Annotated in this window: 17 protein-coding genes; 9 read left to right on the plus strand and 8 right to left on the minus strand. The window is 56.3% G+C overall.

Going from position 1 to position 20,364, the window contains the following annotated elements:
• Window positions 1-33 precede the first annotated feature (33 nt).
• The 6 genes from ACIQ3A_RS00625 to ACIQ3A_RS00650 form a co-directional block, all read right to left on the minus strand.
• A complete protein-coding gene (locus tag ACIQ3A_RS00625) occupies window positions 34-2,289 on the minus strand; it encodes a glycosyl hydrolase (RefSeq protein ID WP_396429805.1) in 2,256 nt (751 codons plus the stop codon).
• A gap of 18 nt (window positions 2,290-2,307) precedes the next feature.
• Window positions 2,308-3,390, minus strand: a complete 1,083-nt coding sequence (locus ACIQ3A_RS00630) for an ABC transporter ATP-binding protein (protein ID WP_396429806.1) — start codon at window positions 3,388-3,390, stop codon at window positions 2,308-2,310.
• Between the two features lies 1 nt (window position 3,391).
• Complete coding sequence (locus ACIQ3A_RS00635; protein WP_396429807.1) at window positions 3,392-4,717, minus strand: GH1 family beta-glucosidase; 1,326 nt, start codon at window positions 4,715-4,717, stop codon at window positions 3,392-3,394.
• A gap of 12 nt (window positions 4,718-4,729) precedes the next feature.
• Window positions 4,730-5,560 carry a carbohydrate ABC transporter permease gene (locus ACIQ3A_RS00640; protein WP_396429808.1) on the minus strand — a complete coding sequence of 277 codons (831 nt, stop codon included), beginning with the start codon at window positions 5,558-5,560 and terminating at the stop codon, window positions 4,730-4,732.
• An 8-nt stretch (window positions 5,561-5,568) separates the two neighbouring features.
• Window positions 5,569-6,336: a carbohydrate ABC transporter permease gene (locus ACIQ3A_RS00645; RefSeq protein WP_396429829.1), complete on the minus strand. Its 768-nt coding sequence runs from the start codon at window positions 6,334-6,336 to the stop codon at window positions 5,569-5,571.
• Between the two features lie 155 nt (window positions 6,337-6,491).
• Complete coding sequence (locus ACIQ3A_RS00650; RefSeq protein WP_396429809.1) at window positions 6,492-7,736, minus strand: ABC transporter substrate-binding protein; 1,245 nt, start codon at window positions 7,734-7,736, stop codon at window positions 6,492-6,494.
• A gap of 371 nt (window positions 7,737-8,107) precedes the next feature.
• Here ACIQ3A_RS00650 and miaB point away from each other — a divergent pair, with 371 nt between their 5' ends.
• On the plus strand, window positions 8,108-9,445 hold the full coding sequence (gene miaB, locus ACIQ3A_RS00655) for a tRNA (N6-isopentenyl adenosine(37)-C2)-methylthiotransferase MiaB (RefSeq protein ID WP_396429810.1): 1,338 nt from the start codon (window positions 8,108-8,110) through the stop codon (window positions 9,443-9,445).
• Window positions 9,446-9,455: 10 nt separating this feature from the next.
• Here miaB and ACIQ3A_RS00660 read toward each other — a convergent pair whose 3' ends face one another.
• On the minus strand, window positions 9,456-9,851 hold the full coding sequence (locus tag ACIQ3A_RS00660; protein ID WP_396429811.1) for a gamma-glutamylcyclotransferase: 396 nt from the start codon (window positions 9,849-9,851) through the stop codon (window positions 9,456-9,458).
• A 194-nt stretch (window positions 9,852-10,045) separates the two neighbouring features.
• Here ACIQ3A_RS00660 and ACIQ3A_RS00665 point away from each other — a divergent pair, with 194 nt between their 5' ends.
• Genes ACIQ3A_RS00665 through ACIQ3A_RS00675 form a run of 3 tightly spaced genes read left to right on the plus strand, consistent with a single transcriptional unit; the run spans window position 10,046 to window position 13,286 of the window.
• Window positions 10,046-11,437, plus strand: coding sequence for a Rieske 2Fe-2S domain-containing protein (locus ACIQ3A_RS00665; protein WP_396429812.1), 1,392 nt, complete (start codon window positions 10,046-10,048; stop codon window positions 11,435-11,437).
• Entirely contained in the window at window positions 11,434-12,915 is a 1,482-nt protein-coding gene (locus tag ACIQ3A_RS00670) for a glutamine synthetase family protein (protein ID WP_396429813.1), read from the plus strand. Before ACIQ3A_RS00665 ends, ACIQ3A_RS00670 begins: the two co-directional genes overlap by 4 nt.
• Window positions 12,916-12,956: 41 nt before the next feature.
• Window positions 12,957-13,286 (plus strand): 2Fe-2S iron-sulfur cluster-binding protein, encoded by a 330-nt coding sequence (locus tag ACIQ3A_RS00675; protein ID WP_396429814.1) that lies wholly within the window; start codon window positions 12,957-12,959, stop codon window positions 13,284-13,286.
• Between the two features lie 9 nt (window positions 13,287-13,295).
• Here the strand turns inward: ACIQ3A_RS00675 and ffh are convergent, their stop codons facing one another.
• Window positions 13,296-14,681, minus strand: coding sequence for a signal recognition particle protein (gene ffh, locus ACIQ3A_RS00680; RefSeq protein WP_396429815.1), 1,386 nt, complete (start codon window positions 14,679-14,681; stop codon window positions 13,296-13,298).
• 77 nt (window positions 14,682-14,758) lie between these two features.
• On the opposite strand from ffh, the gene ACIQ3A_RS00685 reads away from it, so the two are divergent.
• The 5 genes from ACIQ3A_RS00685 to ACIQ3A_RS00705 all read left to right on the plus strand — a co-directional run.
• Window positions 14,759-15,562, plus strand: a complete 804-nt coding sequence (locus ACIQ3A_RS00685) for an inner membrane protein YpjD (protein ID WP_396429816.1) — start codon at window positions 14,759-14,761, stop codon at window positions 15,560-15,562.
• A complete protein-coding gene (locus ACIQ3A_RS00690) occupies window positions 15,559-15,795 on the plus strand; it encodes a PP0621 family protein (protein WP_396429817.1) in 237 nt (78 codons plus the stop codon). The genes ACIQ3A_RS00685 and ACIQ3A_RS00690 overlap by 4 nt, the downstream gene beginning before the upstream one ends.
• A 13-nt stretch (window positions 15,796-15,808) precedes the next feature.
• Window positions 15,809-16,390 (plus strand): 1,6-anhydro-N-acetylmuramyl-L-alanine amidase AmpD, encoded by a 582-nt coding sequence (gene ampD, locus ACIQ3A_RS00695; RefSeq protein ID WP_396429818.1) that lies wholly within the window; start codon window positions 15,809-15,811, stop codon window positions 16,388-16,390.
• A 424-nt stretch (window positions 16,391-16,814) separates the two neighbouring features.
• Window positions 16,815-19,739, plus strand: a complete 2,925-nt coding sequence (locus ACIQ3A_RS00700) for a ribonucleoside-diphosphate reductase subunit alpha (protein ID WP_396429819.1) — start codon at window positions 16,815-16,817, stop codon at window positions 19,737-19,739.
• Between the two features lie 141 nt (window positions 19,740-19,880).
• A partial coding sequence (locus ACIQ3A_RS00705) for a ribonucleotide-diphosphate reductase subunit beta (RefSeq protein WP_396429820.1) occupies window positions 19,881-20,364 on the plus strand: 484 nt, incomplete at its 3' end.

Below are 20,364 nucleotides of genomic sequence, written 5' to 3' on the forward strand. Positions count from 1 at the left end.
TGTTTCTAGGCACTATCGTTTTCCCTGAGAAAATCAAATAACCGTTAGCCGGCCTGGCGCCGCCGTAATGACCTTGCCATCACTGAATGCCACTGAGTGCTCTTTTGGCCCGGGGTTGTACACCAGGTACGTTTTCCGGTCGCCCTGACCAAAAACCGCATAGAAAGATGTATTCGCAGTCACAGACAGGTTGACTGGACCCGCACTTGCAAGAAAACTCAGCCAGTGCTGCGCATGTGTGCGTGTGTCACCCAACTCCACCGAGCCCCACTCATCCCATCGTGCGCGACCCTTACCTGGGTCCACCAGCGACACATATTTTGCAAAAAGGTCTTGCCAGATGTCGTGCGGCTTGGCCCGCTTTCCACGACCCTCGTAAATCTTGATCTCCCGCTCCAGAGCGGCCATATTCTTGTGCACAAAGGCCGGACTTTCGGCCAGATAAGTTGAGCTTGCGGTCAATGGCAACAAGTTGATGCCGTGGATCTGCCGCGGCTCATCAATCCACCAAGTGTTGTGTGCCAACTTGCCGCCAAACAACATGCTCACTTCAGCGTTTTGGTATTCCTTGGGCAGAGTCAAACCATGGATGTCAAACCAGTAATGGTTGATGGCCTGGATCTCCGTGGTGTACAGGTATGTGCCCAATTCAACCAGCTCTGGCCGCCCTTGCAATGCGCCCCAAAGCATCAATCCAGCCCAGGCATTGATGGCTTCAGACGATGACTCTTGGTTATTACCGTCGGGCGAAAGCGCTACACCCGAGGCCCAGGAGTGTCCTTCGTAAGGATCAAAGTTGCGCAGGTAAGGAAAATCTTTTCGACCGCGCTCTGCCGTGGCGATGTCGGCCACCAGCAGGTCAATCATGCCGCCCCAACGCTCGGGCTTGATCCATTGCGGGTCACGCAAACCAATATCGGCTGCAGCCCGAATCCAATAACCGTAGTGAAAATGGTGGTCGTTCATGTCCTTGACCGCGTCATACTCCTCCGGATAGCTGACCACGGTGCCCAAAGTTGGGCTGTAGTGAAAGTAGGTGCGCTTGCTTTGTCCGGACAGCCATTCTTCAAACCGCCCTTTGACCAGCGCCAGCAATTCATCGCGGGTTTTCAAGTCACCCTGCACGTCAGCCACAGTCATCAATTGGCTGATGCGCTGCAGGCCCTTCCCTTGCCAATAAGGGCCTTGACCAATCTCGAGCATCATCCGGCGAGCACGTTTAGCCTCCTTGGACAGGTTGCCGAGAATCGCTTTGCTTTGTGCTGCATCTTGGACACCCGGCCAATAAGGCACAAAGCCGGTATGCCGGTAACGGGTTTCAAAACTGGCACTGGCCAAAAGGCGAATGTCGCCCCGGATACTGCCCAGACTGCCCAAAGTTTTTTCTGGAAGAGCTGGATTTTGGTGCCAATGGTGGGGGTACAAACCCACAACGCCCGTGCCTTCGGGCCCCTCAAAAGTTCGGGTCTTGACCTTGAAGCTGGTAACCACCTCGCTCTTTTGGCGGTCAACGCGGTACTCTGCGCGCGTGTCGACTATGTGGCTGTAAGCCTGAGCTACAAACTCTCGAATGGTGCCCTCTTGGTCATTCGGCAAAATGGCCAATGATGCATATCGGCGTTCTGAAGCCAGCCGCAATTGCCAAGAAGAACCGGTCTGCACCCACTGAGCCCCAGTAGGTGCAAATGCGGCATAGGTCTTGACGGCATCGCGAATGAGCAAAACACGGACGTCAGCAGGCCACAAGCGACCTGTCAATGTACTGGCCAAATCCAAAGACAAATCGCCTTGAGTGAGTTGCGCATAGACGAATGGACTTCCATGTGCCACCGTGGTCAGCATGGTGTTTTTTTCGGCCTGAAAAGCAATGTCGACAGCCCAATCCGAATGCCCGGCCAGCAGCGCTGCTTGAGGCTGAAAACCCAATGGGCGAAGGGTAATGTCTGCCTTGTGTGGGTAAAGAATTTCGACGTCCTTGCGCTCGGTTGGCACCACCGTCTTTTGTGGAAATCCGACTTCAAGACCCTGAGGGCTGGCTTTGGCTGTCAAAGGTACGGCGTGCAACACCTCTGACCAACGGGTAAACATGACGGACGAATACCATTGGTTAGTGGGGGCCGCACGCTCCAACATGGCTGGCGTGCGAAATGGTGCAGAAGGTACAGGGTTGTCCGCTGAACTGACTTGGGTGCGCCAAGCTCCCGAGCCTCGCTGCACGACATCTGTAGCTTGACTCGCTAGACTCATGCTCAAACCCAAAACAGCGCCGACCCATTGATAGAAATACATGATGTTCGATCCTTTGACTCAAAAAGTTCTTTGGCCATCTGGCCCAAAAATGACGGCACCAGACCAGTCTGGAATCAACCCGACTCTTTGACCTGCATCTGTTTTGAGTGCATCGGGGCGGACCTTGATTCTTACCGGCTCCGTCAAACCCTCAACCTTGGCGTAAACCACCATCACATCGCCCAGGTTCTCAAGGAACTCGATCACACCCGGCAGACCTTGATCCGCAACACCCAATCCCATGAATTCAGGTCGGACGCCAAGGTGTGAGCCTTTTTCAAACAGACCTTTCAAAGCGTTAACTGAGTCCAGGTCAAGCCTTAACTTTTCCGACCCAACACGCAACTCAAGTGAAGCGCTATCCCATTGATAAGGCAACATATTGATCTTGGGAGAGCCCAGAAACTCCGCAACAAATTTGTTGTTTGGCTGCCGGTACAAATCCATGGGCGCCCCCACCTGTTCAATTCGCCCTTGGTTGAACACAGCAATCCGGTTACCCAGCGTCATGGCCTCTGTCTGATCATGGGTGACATAGATCATGGTGGTTTTGAGGTCGGCATGCAGCTTGGCCAGCTCAATGCGCATTTGCACCCGCAACGAAGCGTCCAGGTTCGACAGCGGCTCATCAAACAAAAACACTTTGGGTCGACGCACAATGGCGCGCCCAATGGCCACCCGTTGTCGCTGTCCGCCAGACAATTGTTTGGGGTAACGCTTGAGCAGCGGGGTCAGCTGCAACCTGTCAGCGGTGTCATTCACCAGCTTGGCGGTGTCCACCTTGGAGCTGCCCGACATGCGCAGCCCAAAGCCCATGTTTTCTTCGACGGTCATGTGCGGGTAAAGGGCGTAGCTTTGGAAGACCATCGCAGCGCCCCGTTCAGAGGGGCCTTTGGCGCTGACGTTTTCACCACCAATGCTGATCTCGCCGCCAGTCATGGTTTCCAGGCCGGCGATCATGCGCAGCATGGTGGACTTGCCACACCCCGATGGCCCGACAAACACCATGAACTCACCGTCCGCAACAGCGAGGTCCAGCCCGGGGATCACCACGGTTTCACCAAAATGTTTGGTGACGCCTTTCAATTCGATCGCTGCCACTTTATTTCTCGCTTAAAAAATTTTGGTACCACAAGGCGCTGTTTTTGAGTGTTCTCTTTTGCGTATCAAAATCCACATGCACCAAACCAAATCTTTTGGCGTAACCGCTGGCCCACTCAAAGTTATCCATCAGGCTCCAGGCAAAATAAGCGCCCACGGGAACGCCTTGTGCCATGGCGTCTTGGGTAGCAGCAATGTGGTCGCGTATATAGGCCAAGCGCAACTCATCGTTCACGACACCGCCCACCAACTCGTCCTTGAAGGCGGCACCATTTTCAGTGACCCATAACAATTTAGGCTGGTAGTCGGCGTGCAAACGACAAAGCAATTCAGTCAAGCCTTGCGGATAAACTTCCCAGCCCATATCGGTGACCTGGTTGCCTGTGCTGGCTACATCCCAGGGGTTGCCACTGGATGAAAAGTTTCGCGTGTAATAGTTCACACCCAGAAAGTCGTTGTGCTGCGCGATGGTGACCAGGTCATCCGGCAACACAACCGGGACATCCTGACCCAAATGTGCCGTCACATCTTGTGGGTAGGTGCCGTGGAATAAGGCGTCCATGTACCAGCGCAGTATCAACCCGTCGTCCAACCAGGCCTTGGCCACATCTTTTGGGTCATCGCTGGCAGGGTAGATGGGCGACAGGTTCAGCACGATGCCCATGGGCGTTGTGAGCCCCAGGCCGCGCATGGCTTGCAATGCCATGCCGTGGCTCAGCAGCAAATGGTGAACCGCTTGAAAAGCTTGCGATCGGGACTGAATGCCGGGTGCAAAAATGCCTTGCTCATAACCCAATATGGCAATGACCCATGGTTCGTTGTGGGTGCAAATGCTGGCCAATCGGCTGCCAAATCGACGAGCCACTTCGGTGGCATAGCGTGTGAAATGACCGCACAGATCACGGTTCGCCCATCCCCCATGGTCTTGCAAGGCCTGGGGCAAGTCCCAATGGTTGAGTGTCAGGTGCAACGCGATGCCGCGTTCTGCAAGGGCGTTGATGAGCTTGTCGTAAAAGGCAAACCCGGCCTCATTCCACGCGCCCTGCCCATCAGGCTGAACGCGTGGCCAGGAGATAGAAAATCGGTATGCGTTGACACCCAAATGGCAGATCAAATCAACGTCTTCTTGCCATCTCAGGTAGTGCTCGCAAGCCTTGTGTCCGTTGCTAGAGTCTGCAATTTTCCCCTCAATATCGCAAAAATTGTCCCATATGGATGGTCCTTTGCCATCGCTGTCATGCGCGCCCTCAATTTGGAAAGAGGATGTGGCCACCCCCCATGTGAAGTTATCGGGAAATTGATGACGGGAGATTTCTGAGTGGGACATTTTTTTTAGAGATTAACCACGTACTGCGCCGGCTGTAAGGCCTTCGATCAATCTACGCGAAGAGAAGATGAAAATAATGAGCAGCGGAATGACGGCGATGGCTGATCCAGCCATCAAGGCGCCCCACTCTGTATCGACTGGGCTTTGAACGCTGCGCAAAGCCAACGGAAATGTGTACATTTCGGGCGACCGCATGACGACCAGCGGCCCAATGAAGTTGTTCCAGGAGGCAATGAACGCAATCAATCCCAGCGTGCCAAATGCGGGCCCTAGCAAGGGCACCACCACGCTCCAATAAATTCTAAATTCACCGCAGTTGTCCATGCGCGCGGCCTCAATCAATTCTTTGGGTATGGCCGTTGAGATGTATTGGCGCATGAGAAAAATACCCATGGCGGGCGCCGCACCCGGCAAATACAAAGCTCTGGGCTGGTCAATCCAGTTGAGCGCATCCATGATCAGGAATGTCGGGATCATGCCCAGAAATGAGGGGACGAGCATGGTGCCCATGACCAGGCCAAACAGGACTTTTTTGAAGCGAAATTCGTACACCGCAAAGGCAAAACCGGCCATGGAACAAAAAAGCAAGGTGAGTGCTGTGCTCATCAAACCAACATACAAAGACCATCCCAAATTCCGCCAGAAAGGAATTTTTCCCATGAGAATTCTCATGTTCTCCAGGAAATGATCACCAAAAAACAAGGGGGGCGGTACGCTGAATATTTCTGCTCTGGGTTGTGTTGCAAACACGAACATGAAATAAAACGGCCCCAGCATCAGCAAAGCACCCAGGATGATGAACACCCAGCCTGCAACACCCAATGTGGCTTTGTTTTCAGACATGGCTTGACTCATGACTGACCTTCATTGCTTTTAAAGGCTTTGTTCGTGATCAATGTCATGGCGAGAATGATCACAAACAACATCCACGAAATGGCACTTGCCAAACCAAAGTCATTGAAGTCAAAGGCTGTCCGGTACATGTACATGGCGGTCGTCATGCCGGCGTACTCCGTTCCTCCCTTGCCACCCGTCAATATGAATGGCTCTTCAAACAACTGCAGCCCACCAATAACCGTGAGCGTCACGCCAAAAAACATAATGGGTTTGAGTTGGGGCAGCGTGATGAAAAAGAACTGTTGCCAGCTGTTGGCACCATCCATGCGGGCGGCTTCATACAAGTCTCTGGGGATGCTTTGCATGGCAGCCACGTACAAAATGACGTTGAACCCCAAGTAACGCCAAAAAACCACCGCCGACACCACCGGTTTGATGGCCTCTGGACTGCCAAGCCAGTCAATGTTTTTCTGAGGCATGACCGCATTGAGAAAAGGCCACTGCGCCATTTCTGCCAAAGCCGCATTCACCATGCCATAGTCCGTGGAAAACAAAGTGCTGAACATGATTGCGATGGCCACGGTTGATGTGATGTAGGGCAGAAAATACGCCCCCATCGCAGCGTTTCGCCAACGTCCCAGTTTTTCATTGATGAGGAAGGCCAGTGGAATCGCCACCAGATGCTGCGGCAACCCAGATGCCATCGCCATCCAAAGCGTGTTGCCGAGTGATGTCCAGACCAACGGGTCCTCCACCGCAAAGATCAAATTTTCCAAGCCCACAAATTGCATGGACCCAAGCCCTTGTACTGGGTCCCATGTGTGGAACATCAGCACGAATGAAAAGACAATTGGAAACAACCCAAAAACCATGAACAGCAACAGGAATGGGCTGATCAGTACATACGGCGCAGCAGAGGGCTTTAATTTCAGGCGCATCAACGGCTAGCCCTTCTTTGCACCAGTCGATGCGCGTCTTTCAAGGCTTGATCGATGGGCTTGCCTTTGTTGAGGACCAGGTCCAATTCGGCATTCACAATTTCTTCTGCAACGCTGTCGTTTCGGAAGACCATGGTGGGTTTTATTTGCAAGGCGGTCGTCTTCCACTCGGCCCTTGCTTTCTGACCTCCCAGAAACGCCACGGGTTGTTCAAAAAATGGGCCGTTGTGGGCTTCAAGCAGGGCTGGAAAGGCATTGAATTTTTCGAATGCCAGTTGCTGTTGCTTGCTGTTCAAGGTCAGGTGCTTGATCAAATCCCAGGCAATTGCCTTGTTGACCGCTTTTTTGGGGATGGCATAGAACGTTCCGCCCCACGAAGTTGCAATACGCTCGGGTAAAACAGTCGATCGCCATAGGCCGCTTGTATTGGGTGCCAACCAGTTTTGCAGGTGCCCGCCCAGCCAAGCCCCCATCATCTGCACGGTCACAGTTCCGCGTTTGAGCGATTCGCCCCACTCGTTAGACCACGGATTGATCTTGGCATCAAGACCTTCTGTTCTGATTTTTTGGGCGATCTCAAAGGCTCTTTTGAAGCGTGGTGAATTTTCAATGATTGACTTGCCTTGTTCATCGAAATACACGCCTTGTCCGGCTGGAATGCCTGTCCTGATCACAATGTCTTTGACATCTCGGGCGTGAGCTACCAAGTAAGCGCCCGTAGCTTTTTTGATTTTTTGCCCACCCCGGATGAAGCTTTCCCAGGACTGCGTTAACTCCGACTCAGTCACTTGGGCTTTGAGCAATACATCGTTTCTGTAAAACATCGCGCCTGGTCCAATGTCTGTGGGCATAGCAACCTGGCCGTGACTCGCGGATCGGCCCTGGGCCATGGCAAACGACACGACTTTTGAGGCTTGATCGCCGAGGGAGTAAGGCGGCTTTTCCAAGTCTTCAAGCCCACCGCTTTGCGCAAAACGACCAAGATAGCCATATTCAATGGTCATGACGTCCGGCAATCCTGTTGAGGTTGCCAGCGCCGTCGTCATGGCCGTGTGGTGGTCGGCATATTCCCGCCCCACCACTTTGACTTCTACATTGGGGTTCTTTTTTTGCCAATCTTGCAAAGCGGCTTTCACGATGTCATCGACCGCGGGGTAAGCGGCTACTGTGACGACCGTCTTTTGTGCAGCAGCTGGCATGCACAGCATCAGCGCAGCCAACGACAAGCCCATTAGTTTTTTCATGGAAATCCCATTTATGAAAGCGCTTTCATTGTAAATTTGATCTTCCTTGTGTCAAGCCCGAAACGGGTTTGTACTTAGAAAACAAGCCTGCTTTCTGGTCCAACCCATTGAACAAGGGTTTCACGCCATGGGTGCAAAGTATCTTTTGATCACCTGTAGACTATCCGCAGTCTTACTTTGAAGAAAAGTAAGCATGGTTGTGCTGAGCCTCAGACTCACGGGCATCGATCTCATTCGATAACCACAGGTCTCAAGCGCACCGCAGCTTTCCCCTTCCTCAGCCTCTGGATCTACACCATGAACCGCTGCACTCTGGCCCTTCGCGGGCGTGCTTTGCTTTCCTTTGACTTCTTCACCTCTACGGAGGCTGCATGAGCAAGAAGGTCTTCATTAAAACTTTTGGTTGCCAGATGAACGAGTACGACTCGGACAAAATGGTCGATGTGCTGGGCGCAGCCCAGGGTTATGAGCCCACGCAAAACGTAGACGAAGCCGATCTGATTTTGTTCAACACCTGCTCGGTCCGCGAAAAGGCCCAAGAGAAGGTGTTCAGCGATCTGGGCCGGGTGCAACACCTGAAAGCCAAAGGCGTGCTGATCGGCGTGGGCGGTTGCGTGGCCAGCCAGGAAGGCGCCGAGATCATCAAGCGTGCACCTTATGTGGATGTGGTGTTTGGCCCGCAAACCTTGCACCGCCTGCCCGAGTTGCTGGCCGAGCGTGAGCGCAAGCAACGCCCCCAGGTGGACATCAGCTTCCCCGAGATTGAGAAATTTGACCACCTGCCGCCGGCCAAGGTGGAAGGCGCCACCGCCTTTGTCTCGATCATGGAAGGTTGCAGCAAATATTGCAGCTATTGCGTGGTGCCCTACACCCGGGGCGAAGAAGTGTCACGGCCCTTTGACGATGTGCTGGTCGAAGTGGCCGGACTGACCGCGCAGGGCGTGAAAGAGATCACCTTGCTGGGTCAGAACGTGAACGCGTACCGCGGCAAGATGGGCGACACCGCCGATATTGCCGACTTTGCGCTGCTGCTGGAGTACGTGGCCGACATGCCGGGCATCGAGCGCATCCGCTACGTGACCAGCCACCCCAACGAGTTCACCCAGCGCTTGATCGATGCTTACGCCACGATCCCCAAACTGGTGAGCCACCTGCACTTGCCGGTGCAGCACGGCTCGGACCGCATTTTGATGGCCATGAAGCGCGGCTACACCGCCATGGAATACAAGAGCACCATTCGCAAACTGCGGGCGATTCGCCCCGACATGTCGCTGAGCAGCGATTTCATCGTGGGCTTCCCGGGCGAGACCGAGGAAGACTTCAACAAGATGATGAAGCTGATCACCGATGTGGGTTTTGACACCAGCTTCAGCTTCATCTTCAGCCCCCGCCCCGGCACTCCTGCTGCCAACCTGCACGACGACACAGCCCACGCGGTGAAGTTGCGCAGGTTGCACCACCTGCAAGCCACCATTGAAGAGAACGTACAGCGCATTGGCGAAAGCCGCGTGGGCACAGTGCAGCGCATTCTGGTGGAACGCCCTTCACGCAAGGATGCCACCGAACTGGCGGGCCGCACCGAGTGCAACCGGGTGGTCAACTTCCCCGGCGGCCCGAGCATGGACCGCTTGATCGGCCAGATGGTGGATGTGCGCATCACGCAAGGACTGTCGCACTCGCTGCGTGGCGAGCTCTTGATCAAGGACTGAGCCAGCCCGCTCAGGACTGTCGCCCCACTTCGCGGATGTAGCGGCGGTAGTCGCCATGCGGGATTGACGCGCAAGCACCCACGGGGCGTTTGTACACATAGGTTTGCACCTGCTGGCCTTGCAGCGGGCCGCTCAGCACGGTGACCATTTCGCGCCAATAGGGCGATGCGGCAGGGTCGCCAGGCAACAGGCCTTCTACGGCGTCGAGCCGGGCCAGTTGGGCCTCATCAACTTCATAGACCTCGCCCGTGACCCGCCCTTCGCCCTGCAGCAGACCGGGGTAGCACCCCACATCGACCAAACGGCCCTGCACCTGGGCCGCACCCACAAAATGGGCGCCGTGCATTTCGGCTTGCAGCCGCAAGCCGGGCATCAAAGTGCCATAGATGAAAAGTGCGTGTTTCATGCGCTGGATTTTGCGTCAATTTACGCATCTTCATCCGCATCCGCAGCCGTGTCCACATCCGATCCGATTTGACGATCGTCAAGCTGTCCCCCATTGGCAGGCATCGCCTACATTGCGGTTTAAACTGAACTGCAGTGATAAGCGTTCGCCCCACAGGCCAACAGTCCCACACCCCAGATGGACCGGAGACGCCCATGAAAGCAGAACAAAACGAATTGATCACCCGCATTGGCCCTGGCACTGCTTGCGGCGCGGTGATGCGCCACTATTGGCAGCCGGTGGCGCTGGTCGATGAATTCAACCCCGCGCTCGATCCGCACATGGCCATCCGCCCCGTCAAGGCGGTGCGCATTCTGGGCCAAGACCTGGTGCTGTTTCGCAACGCGCAAGGTGACTTCGGTTTGCTCGACCGCGACTGTCCGCACCGGGGGGCCGATCTGGCCTATGGCCGCAACGAAGGCGATGGCCTGCGCTGCCCCTTCCACGGCTGGAAATTTGACGTGACGGGCCAATGCACCGAAACCCCCGCCGAGCCCGTTGGCAGCACGCTGTGCCAACGGGTGCGCCAGCGCAGCTACCCGCTGATCGAGCGCAGCGGCATCTTGTTCGGCTGGTTCGGACCCGAAGGCCAGACACCACCGCCGCTGCCCGCCATCGACGCCTTCAGCGCTCCTGCCACGCACACCTTTGCCTTCAAGGGCTTGTGGCAATGCAACTGGCTGCAAGCTTTCGAAGTGGGCATTGACCCGGCGCATGCCTCTTATCTGCACCGCTTTTTCAAAGACGAATCGCTCGAAGGCAGCTATGGCCGCCAGTTCAGAGGCGCGAGCGCAGGCGATGTGCAAGGCGAACGTTGGCCCATGACGCGCGTGATGCGAGAGCTGGACCAGCCCGACATATCGTTTGAGCCCACCGACACGGGCATGCGCCTGACGGCGTTGCGACCGATCAACGAGGCGCTGACCCATGTGCGGGTGACGAATGCGCTGTTTCCGCACACCTTTGTGATCCCGCTGTCCGAGTCCATGACCATCACGCAAATGCATGTGCCGGTGGACGACACGCACACCTATTGGTATTCGGTGTTCACCAGCTTTGCCGGGCCGGTGGACAAAGAAGCCATGCGCCATCAACGGCTGCCTTCGGTGACCCTGCCCGACTACATCCCCAAGCTGGGCCAACATAACCACTGGGGCTTCAACCCGGAAGAGCAAATCTCGCGCACGTTCCTGGGCATGGGCGAAGACGACATCAATGTGCACGACCAGTGGGCCTGCGAAAGCATGGGGGCCATTCAAGACCGTACCCGCGAGCATCTGGGCACCAGCGACAAGGTCATCATGGCCAACCGGCGCATGCTGCTCAAAGCCATTGAAACCGTGCAGGCAGGTGGGCTGCCGCCTGGCTTTGCGCAAGATGCCGTGGCCAGCCAGCGCGTGGGCCCCGACACAGTGGACGGCATTGCGCCCAGCGGACAGTGGCCGCAGTGGTGGCGGGAGGCCTGCCAGGCCAAGCGCGATGGCGCAACTTGGAATGCAGCGCTGCCAGGCAGCGCCCAGACCGCGGCACAACCGAGCGCAGCATGAGCTTTGCAGAACGTTGTGGGCTGCACACCCAAGTGCGCCTGGCCGCCTGCCAGCAGTTGGTCCAGCAGGTCGAGGCCTCGGGCATCGAGCTGATCCGCCTGGGCTGGTGTGACCTGCACGGCGTGGTGCGCGGCAAGACCATCGTGGCGTCGCAGCTGCGTCAGGCGCTGGCCAACGGTGTGGGCATAGTCAGCACTTTGCTGCTCAAGGACAGCTCAGACCGCACCGCCTTCAAGGTGTTCGAGCCGGGCATCGCGCAGACCTTGCCGGGGTTTGCAGGGGCCAGCAATTTCACGCTCATGCCCGACCCGGCCAGCTGGCATGTGCTGCCCTGGGCCGACAAAACCGGCTGGCTGCAGTGCCAGCCCTACTTGGCCGATGGCCGCATTGTGTCGCTCGATTCGCGCCACGTGCTGCAGCAGGCCGTGCAACGCCTGAACGAACGCGGCTGGCAAATGCGCTGCGGGTTAGAAGTCGAGTTCCACATCTACCGCCTGAAAGACCCGCTGCACGGCCAGGACCTCGACCCGAACCGCGCAGGTTGGCCAGGTCCCGCGCCCGAAGTCAGCATGATCCACCCGGGTTTCAACCTCTTGACCGAGGGATTGTTTGACCAGGCCGAGGAGCCCCTGCGCATCGTGCATCGCACCGCACAGGCACTGGGCCTGCCCCTGATCTCTCTCGAAATCGAACTGGGCCCCAGCCAGGTTGAGGCGGTGTTTGACGTGAGCGATGCACTCACTGCGGCCGACAACATGGTGCTTTTCCGCAATGCCACGCGCCAGGCTCTGCGCCGCCACGGTTACCACGCCACCTTCATGTGCCGCCCACCGTTTGACCACATCATGTCGAGTGGCTGGCATTTACACCAGTCCATGTGCGAGCACTCGACGGGCCACAACGTGTTCATGCGCGATGCCCCTGCGCCCGGCAGCAGCCCGCGAGATGCGCTGCAGGTGTTGTCTGATTCGGGTGCCGCTTATTTAGCGGGTCTGCTTGCCCATGCCCCAGCTCTCACGGCCCTGTGTACCTCCACCAGCAATGGCTATGGGCGTTTCAGGCCCAACGCGATGGCCCCGCAGTCCATCCTGTGGGGGCGCGATAACCGCGGCGCGATGCTGCGCGTGATTGGCGCAGCGGGCGACGAGGCCACGCGCATTGAAAACCGCTTGGGTGAACCGGCGGCCAACCCCTACCTCTACATGGCCTCGCAAATCCACGCAGGGCTGGCCGGTGTGGACGCGCATCTGCAAGCACCCGAAGCCACCGAAACGCCCTACTCACCTGGCGCAACCCTCATTCCGAACAGCCTGGCCGATGCGGTACGGGCGCTGCAAAAAGACCCCACCATGTGCCAGGCTCTGGGCCAGCCCTTTGTCGACTACTACAGCACCCTCAAACTGGCCGAACACCAGCGCTTGGCGCAGGCCGAGGACGCCCAGGAATTCCACCGCCGTGAATATTTCGGGCGCATTTGAAACCCCCTTGAAAGACAGCGCCAGACGGCGACGCATTGAACATGATCACCATCCACCTGCAACCCCACAACCCCACACAAGCCGAGCACCGTCTGCAAGTCCAAGAGGGCCAAAGCCTGATGCAGGCTGCTGTTGATGCCAATCTACCCGGCATTCAGGCCGATTGCGGTGGTCTGCTGACTTGCGCCACCTGCCATGTGATCGTGCCTGTTGAATGGTTGACCCAGCTGCCGCCCATGGGTGGCGATGAGGACGGCATGCTGGCCTTTACCGCCCAGACACGCGCACCAGGCAGCCGGTTGTCGTGTCAAATCATGCTGACCGAAGCACTGGACGGCCTGCGGGTCACGCTGCCGGAGAGCCAGTACTGAGCGGAAGATTCAGCGAGGCATACCGGGAAACCCGCCACCACCGCCCATCATGCCTTTCATGGCACCCATGCGTTTCATCATTTTCATCATGCCGCCGCCGGACATTTTTTTCATCATGTCCTGCATCTGCTCAAACTCCTTGAGCATGCGGTTGACGTCTTGCACCTGAACCCCCGCGCCAGCAGCAATGCGCCGCTTGCGGGTGGCCTTGATCAGCTCCGGCTTTCTGCGCTCCAGAGGGGTCATGCTGTGAATGATGCCTTGCTTGCGGCCAATGTCTTTTTCGACCTTGCCCATGTCCATGGATGCGGCTTTGGCAGTCAGCTGTGAGGGCAATTTATCCATCAGGCTCGACAAACCACCCATTTGCTTCATTTGCTGAATTTGAGCCAAAAAGTCATTCAAGTCAAAACCGCCACCGCTTTTGACCTTGGCAGCCAGCTTTTGCGCAGCTTCCATGTCCACGCCCGCAGTGACCTGTTCGACCAGGGCCAAGATGTCGCCCATGCCCAACACACGACCGGCGTGCCGCTCAGCGTCAAACACTTCCAAGCCATCAATTTTTTCACTGGTGCCCGCAAACTTGATCGGCACACCGGTGATCTGGCGCACCGAGAGCGCTGCACCACCGCGTGAATCGCCGTCCAGCTTGGTCAATATGATGCCGGTCAGGGGCAAGGCTTCGCTGAAGGCTTTGGCGGTGTTGGCCGCATCCTGACCCTGCATGGCATCCACCACAAACAAAGTCTCGACCGGTTTGAGCTCTGCATGCAAGGCCTTGATTTCAGCCATCAAGGCCTCATCAATGGCCAGCCGGCCTGCGGTGTCGACCAGCAATACGTCAAAGAAATGCTTGCGGGCGTAATCGATGGCGGCACGGGCAATGTCGATGGGCTTTTGATCCGGCGTGCTGGGAAACCATTCAGCCCCGGCTTGCGCGGTCACGGTTTTCAACTGTTCAATGGCAGCGGGCCGGTACACATCACCCGAGACCGTCAACACTTTCTTTTTGCGTTTTTCAATCAGGTGCTTGGCCAACTTGGCGGTGGTGGTGGTTTTGCCGGCACCTTGCAAGCCCGCCATCAGGATCACGGCCGGCGGTTGAGCGGCCAGGTTGATGTCGGCCACCCCCTCGCCCATGGTGGCGGCCAGTTCCCGGTTAACGACGCCCACCAAAGCCTGCCCGGGCTTGAGCGAACCCATGACCTCTTGGCCCAGGGCTTTTTCTTTCACACGGGCAATGAAGTCGCGCACCACCGGCAGGGCCACGTCGGCTTCCAGCAGGGCCATGCGCACCTCGCGCAACATGTCTGCCACGTTGGACTCGGTGATGCGGGCCTGTCCGCTGAGGGTCTTAACGAGGCGTGAAAGTTTGTCGGTCAGGGCGGAGGCCATCGGGGAATCCAGAAATATCCGGTCAAGCGTGATGGCGAAGCCCCTGTGGCCGCGCCTGAAAGGCTAAACTCGGTGCCATGATTTTAGCGAGTCCCCCATTTTGGATGTTGCCAGCCACCGTCCTGGCTGCTTTAGCCTACGGCTTGCCAGCCTTAGCGGGTGAGCGGCTTTCCCACACACATGCTCGGCGCCTTCTATGGCTGGCATGGGCAGCACATGCCGTGGCTTTGCTCAGCTTGCTGGTCGGGCCGGTTCACTTCGGGTTTGCACCCGCGATATCGGTGACCGCCTGGCTCGTGGTGAGCGCCTACATATTAGAGAGCCAGTTTTTCCCTAAATTCAAAGCCCGATGGGCCATGGGCAGTTTGGGAACCATCGCTGTTGTGCTGGCCTGGTTTTTCCCGGGTACACCTTTGTCCGCCCAAGCATCGGCTTGGTTGCCTTTGCATTGGGCTTTGGGTTTGTCTGCATACGGCATGTTTGGTGCCGCCGTGGTGCACGCTTGGATGATGACCCGGGCTGAACGCGACATCCGCATGGCCCAAGATGCCGGAAGCGGTCTGCCGCTGTTGACACTTGAGCGTCTCACCTTCCGGTTCGTCTTGGCGGGTTTCTTTTTGCTGACCGGTACTTTGGTGGCCGGTATTTTGTTTGGCGATGCACTTTACGGCCAAGGGCAAGGCCATTGGCGCTGGGACCACAAGACCATTTTTGCCTTGCTGTCCTGGCTTACTTTTGCCGTCTTGCTGATCGGTCGCAGCCAGTGGGGCTGGCGAGGCCGCCGCGCAGTCCGGGTGCTTTACATCGGGGCGGGGTTGTTGCTCTTGTCTTATGCCGGCTCCCGATTTGTTTTAGAAGTTTTGCTGGGGCGCATGGGATGAAATACCTGCTTTTACTGCTGGTGGTTTTGCTGATTATCTGGGCTTTAAAGCGTGGACGTTCGGCCAACAAGGCCAATCCGCCTCAAAAGACCGATGCCCAAACGCCGTCGGAAATGGTGACTTGCACTCATTGCGGAATCCATTTGCCATCAGAAGAAGCCGTTTCTGGTCAAAAGGGGTTTTACTGCAGCACCGAACATCGGACTGCCGCACAAGACCGCAACCCTGGTTGAAACCACTGCGGCCATGCTTGCGTCCGCACCAGAGTCAATACCGCCTTGGCAAGACGGTTGGCACCCTCAAGCACAACGACTGGCGTCCCCCAACTTCGGGTCTCGTCCCCCACTGGCCTGCATTGACCTGATCGTTGTCCATTCCATCAGCCTTCCACCTGGCCAATATGGTGGCGATGCCGTGCAACGCCTTTTTACCAACCAGCTCGATTGGGAAGCCCACCCCTACTTCCAGTCCATCCGGGGACTGGTGGTCTCATCGCACTTTTACATACGCCGCGACGGTTCCTTGTGGCAGTTTGTCAGCTGCAATGACCGCGCCTGGCATGCGGGGCAGTCCGAGTACCGCGGGCGAACCAATTGCAACGACGATTCGATCGGCATTGAGCTTGAAGGTCTTGAGGGGGATACTTTTGAAGACACACAATACCGGTGCTTGGCTGAACTTTGTCGGGACATCCGGCAAAATTACCCCATCGCGCACCTGGCGGGGCATGAACACATTGCACCCGGCAGAAAGCAGGACCCAGGTCCAGGCTTCCACTGGGCCCGTCTGAAGCAGTTGTTGGATTTTCCGCCTCAGGTTTTTCCCTGATCCCGACCCCTGGCAAACACTAGCCAAAAATATTTACACGTTTGCGGCACCGTTCGAAATTAACTTTTGGATTTGAACAGCAACGCTCGCCAGCGTCGCAATGCCCAAGCCCATCAAGGTGTTTTCAGCACAATTGCTTCGCAGGCCGCATCAGAGTTGATTAAGCCGTTCCAAAGCCATTGAAAACAGGCCAATCGAGCCCTCTTTTCAGCAAGTGAAAGGCGATCACAAAAGGCCCTGGCCATAATTTATTTGGCACGATCACGCCAGACGCACAAAACTGACCGGTACACTACCTGTAGTGGCTTGTGCTAAGGCCAGACACCAGATATAGTGCTTCTTACAAATTCTCACAACTAAACAAGACGCCCATTTAAGCGGCTTGTGACAGATTCAACGATCACAGAAATCCAACGAAATGACCATGCAAACAGATCTGAAAATCGCATCCCCAGCCCCAGCCCTTTCACGCCAGCCTGAAACAAGGCCAAGCGGCACCCCGAACCTGCAGGCGCTGGCCAATTACCAAATCATTCGCCGCAACGGTGCTGTCGTGCCTTTCGAGCCGAGCAAAATTGCCGTGGCACTGATGAAAGCCTTTTTGGCTGTCCACGGGACACAAGGTGCAGCATCGGCCAGTGTTCGTGAAGTGGTTGAGGATCTGACACAAAACGTCATTCGCGCTTTGGTGCGTTCGCGTCCTGGTGGGGGCACATTCCACATCGAAGACGTGCAAGATCAGGTGGAGTTGGGCTTGATGCGCAGCAGCAACCACGAAGTCGCACGCGCTTATGTGCTGTACCGCGAACGTCGCACCCAAGAACGCGCCCAGCACCAACAAGAAGCCGCGCCCAAACCAGCTGAGCCTCGCCTGCACGTGATCGACGGCGGCCAACGCATCGCTCTGGATCTGGACTACCTCAAATCCTTGATGGTCAATGCTTGCGCCGGCTTGGGCAAGGATGTCAGCCCCGAGCCCATCGTGGCTGAGACCATGCGCAACCTTTACGATGGTGTACCGATGGAAGAGGTTTACAAAGCCTCGATCCTGGCTTCGCGGACCCTGATCGAAAAAGACCCGGACTACACCTATGTGACGGCTCGCCTGTTGATGCACACCATCGCCAAGGAAATTTTGGGCAAGGAAGTGACTCAGGACCAGATGGCTGAGGAATACATCAATTACTTTCCTCAATTCATCAAGAAGGGCGTCGACAATGACCTGCTCGATGAAAAGTTGCTCCAGTTTGATCTGAAGAAGCTGGCCAGTGCGCTCAAGCCTGAGCGCGACTTGCAATTCGATTACCTGGGCCTGCAAACCCTGTATGACCGCTATTTCCTGCACGTGCGCAAGACACGCATCGAGATGCCTCAGGCTTTCTTCATGCGCGTGGCCATGGGTCTGTCGCTCAACGAAATCAATCGCGAAGCCCGCGCCATCGAGTTTTACGAAATCCTGTCTTCCTTTGACTTCATGTCTTCCACGCCCACACTGTTCAACAGCGGCACATTGCGCTCTCAGTTGTCGAGCTGCTACCTGACTACCGTGCCAGATGATCTGGACGGCATCTACGAATCCATCAAGGAAAACGCCTTGCTGTCCAAATTTGCAGGGGGGCTGGGCAATGACTGGACCCGTGTGCGCGCCATGGGCTCACACATCAAGGGCACCAACGGAGAATCTCAAGGCGTGGTGCCCTTCCTCAAAGTGGTCAACGACACAGCTGTGGCTGTGAACCAAGGCGGCAAGCGCAAAGGCGCGGTGTGCACTTACCTGGAAACTTGGCACCTGGACATCGAAGAGTTCCTGGAGTTGCGCAAAAACACAGGCGATGACCGCCGACGCACACACGACATGAACACCGCCAACTGGATTCCCGACCTGTTCATGCGACGTGTCATGGAAAAAGGCAACTGGACCTTGTTTTCACCTTCCGATGTGCCCGATCTTCATGATCTGTTCGGTCTGGCCTTTGAAAAAGCCTATGTGGTTTATGAGCAAAAAGCCGAGCGCGGCGAAATCAAGCCCAGCAAGACGGTACCGGCGACTGACCTGTGGCGAAAGATGCTGTCGATGCTTTTTGAAACCGGCCACCCGTGGATCACGTTCAAGGACCCTTGCAACGTGCGCTCGCCTCAGCAACACGTTGGCGTGGTGCATTCGTCCAACCTTTGCACTGAAATCACCCTGAACACCAGTGATACCGAAACGGCTGTCTGCAACCTGGGATCGGTCAACCTGTCTCGTCACCTGAAAGACAGCGCCAACGGCAAAGTCATTGACCACGAAAAACTGAACAAGACCATCACGATCGCCATGCGCATGCTGGACAACGTGATCGACATCAACTATTACGCCGTGAAAAAGGCCCGTGACTCGAACATGCGTCACCGCCCTGTCGGCTTGGGCTTGATGGGCTTCCAGGACTCGCTGTACGAAATGCGCATTCCGTATGCGTCACAGGCCGCCGTGGAATTCGCAGACCAATCCATGGAAGCCATCTGCTACTACGCTTATTGGGCCTCCACCGAGCTGGCGAAAGAACGCGGCCAATATGCCACCTACAAAGGCTCTTTGTGGGACCAAGGCATCTTGCCTCTGGACACGCTGAAGCTGCTAGAACACGAGCGCGGCGGTTACGTCGAAGTTGACCGGTCGTCCACGCTTGACTGGGATGCACTGCGTAAAAAAATCGCATCCGATGGCATGCGCAACTCCAATTGCGTTGCCATTGCGCCAACAGCCACCATTTCCAACATCATCGGCGTGGATGCTTCGATTGAACCTTGCTTTGGCAACCTGTCCGTCAAGTCGAATCTTTCGGGCGAGTTCACCGTGATCAATAGCTACTTGGTGCGAGACCTGAAGCGTCTTGGCTTGTGGGATGACGTGATGGTCATGGACCTGAAGCATTTTGATGGCTCACTGCGTCCGATCGATCGCGTACCGCAAGAAATCAAAGCACTTTACGCCACCGCATTTGAAGTTGAAACCACTTGGCTGGTCGAGGCAGCGGCGCGTCGCCAAAAATGGATTGACCAAGCCCAGTCGTTGAACATCTACATGGCAGGTGCATCCGGGAAAAAGCTGGACGACACCTACAAGCTGGCTTGGTTGCGAGGTCTCAAAACCACCTACTACTTGCGCACATCCAGCGCCACACAAGCCGAAAAATCGACGGTGCAAGCAGGCTCACACAATGCAGTCTCTTCCTCAGGTTCACCTGCTGGCGGCATGAGCGCTATGGAAGCGGCCGCAGCTGCAGCACAAGTTCAAATGAGTGCATCACCAGCGACCGATATCAAGTTTTGTGCGATCGATGATCCTGGCTGTGAAGCCTGCCAATGAATTTAAAAGCATTGCACTTTGCTGTGATAAGCCAAGTGCGATGCAATTGAACAACACTTCATGGTTGTTCGCAGCGAAAAAGCGCATCGCTTCTTTGCATTTGCTGCGCTTGCTTTCATAATTTGAGAACTGGAATTTTTTATGTTGTCCTGGGACGATCAAGTCAAACCTGCGCCGCAATCTGCGATGCCCTCTTTTTCTGGTGCTGATGAAACAACAGCACCTGCTGCTGCATCTTCAACTGCCAGCCCTCGCCGGATGAATGCGGCAGACAAGCGCATCATAAACGGCCAAACCGACGTCAACCAGTTGGTGCCGTTCAAATACAAATGGGCTTGGGAAAAATACCTGGCCACTTGCGCCAACCACTGGATGCCGCAAGAAGTGAACATGAACCGCGACATCGCTTTGTGGAAAGACCCCAACGGTCTGACTGAAGACGAGCGCCGCATGGTCAAGCGCAACCTCGGCTTCTTCGTCACGGCCGACTCGCTGGCGGCCAACAACATCACACTGGGCACCTACCGCCACATCACGGCCCCTGAATGCCGTCAGTTCTTGTTGCGCCAAGCTTTTGAAGAAGCCATTCACACCCACGCTTACCAATACATCACTGAGTCATTGG

It is taken from the genome of Limnohabitans sp. (genome assembly GCF_044361985.1).
Classification (GTDB): Bacteria; Pseudomonadota; Gammaproteobacteria; order Burkholderiales; family Burkholderiaceae_C; genus Limnohabitans_A.

Coding starts and splice junctions, on each gene's coding strand:
- ACIQ3A_RS00650 (WP_396429809.1), bottom strand. CDS start 7,736: ATGAAAAAACTAATGGGCTTGTCGTTGGCTGCGCTGATGCTGTGCATG.
- ACIQ3A_RS00685 (WP_396429816.1), top strand. CDS start 14,759: ATGATTTTAGCGAGTCCCCCATTTTGGATGTTGCCAGCCACCGTCCTG.
- ACIQ3A_RS00700 (WP_396429819.1), top strand. CDS start 16,815: ATGCAAACAGATCTGAAAATCGCATCCCCAGCCCCAGCCCTTTCACGC.
- ACIQ3A_RS00670 (WP_396429813.1), top strand. CDS start 11,434: ATGAGCTTTGCAGAACGTTGTGGGCTGCACACCCAAGTGCGCCTGGCC.
- ffh (WP_396429815.1), bottom strand. CDS start 14,681: ATGGCCTCCGCCCTGACCGACAAACTTTCACGCCTCGTTAAGACCCTC.
- ACIQ3A_RS00660 (WP_396429811.1), bottom strand. CDS start 9,851: ATGAAACACGCACTTTTCATCTATGGCACTTTGATGCCCGGCTTGCGG.
- ACIQ3A_RS00665 (WP_396429812.1), top strand. CDS start 10,046: ATGAAAGCAGAACAAAACGAATTGATCACCCGCATTGGCCCTGGCACT.
- ACIQ3A_RS00675 (WP_396429814.1), top strand. CDS start 12,957: ATGATCACCATCCACCTGCAACCCCACAACCCCACACAAGCCGAGCAC.
- miaB (WP_396429810.1), top strand. CDS start 8,108: ATGAGCAAGAAGGTCTTCATTAAAACTTTTGGTTGCCAGATGAACGAG.
- ACIQ3A_RS00640 (WP_396429808.1), bottom strand. CDS start 5,560: ATGTCTGAAAACAAAGCCACATTGGGTGTTGCAGGCTGGGTGTTCATC.
- ACIQ3A_RS00635 (WP_396429807.1), bottom strand. CDS start 4,717: ATGTCCCACTCAGAAATCTCCCGTCATCAATTTCCCGATAACTTCACA.
- ACIQ3A_RS00625 (WP_396429805.1), bottom strand. CDS start 2,289: ATGTATTTCTATCAATGGGTCGGCGCTGTTTTGGGTTTGAGCATGAGT.
- ACIQ3A_RS00690 (WP_396429817.1), top strand. CDS start 15,559: ATGAAATACCTGCTTTTACTGCTGGTGGTTTTGCTGATTATCTGGGCT.
- ampD (WP_396429818.1), top strand. CDS start 15,809: ATGCTTGCGTCCGCACCAGAGTCAATACCGCCTTGGCAAGACGGTTGG.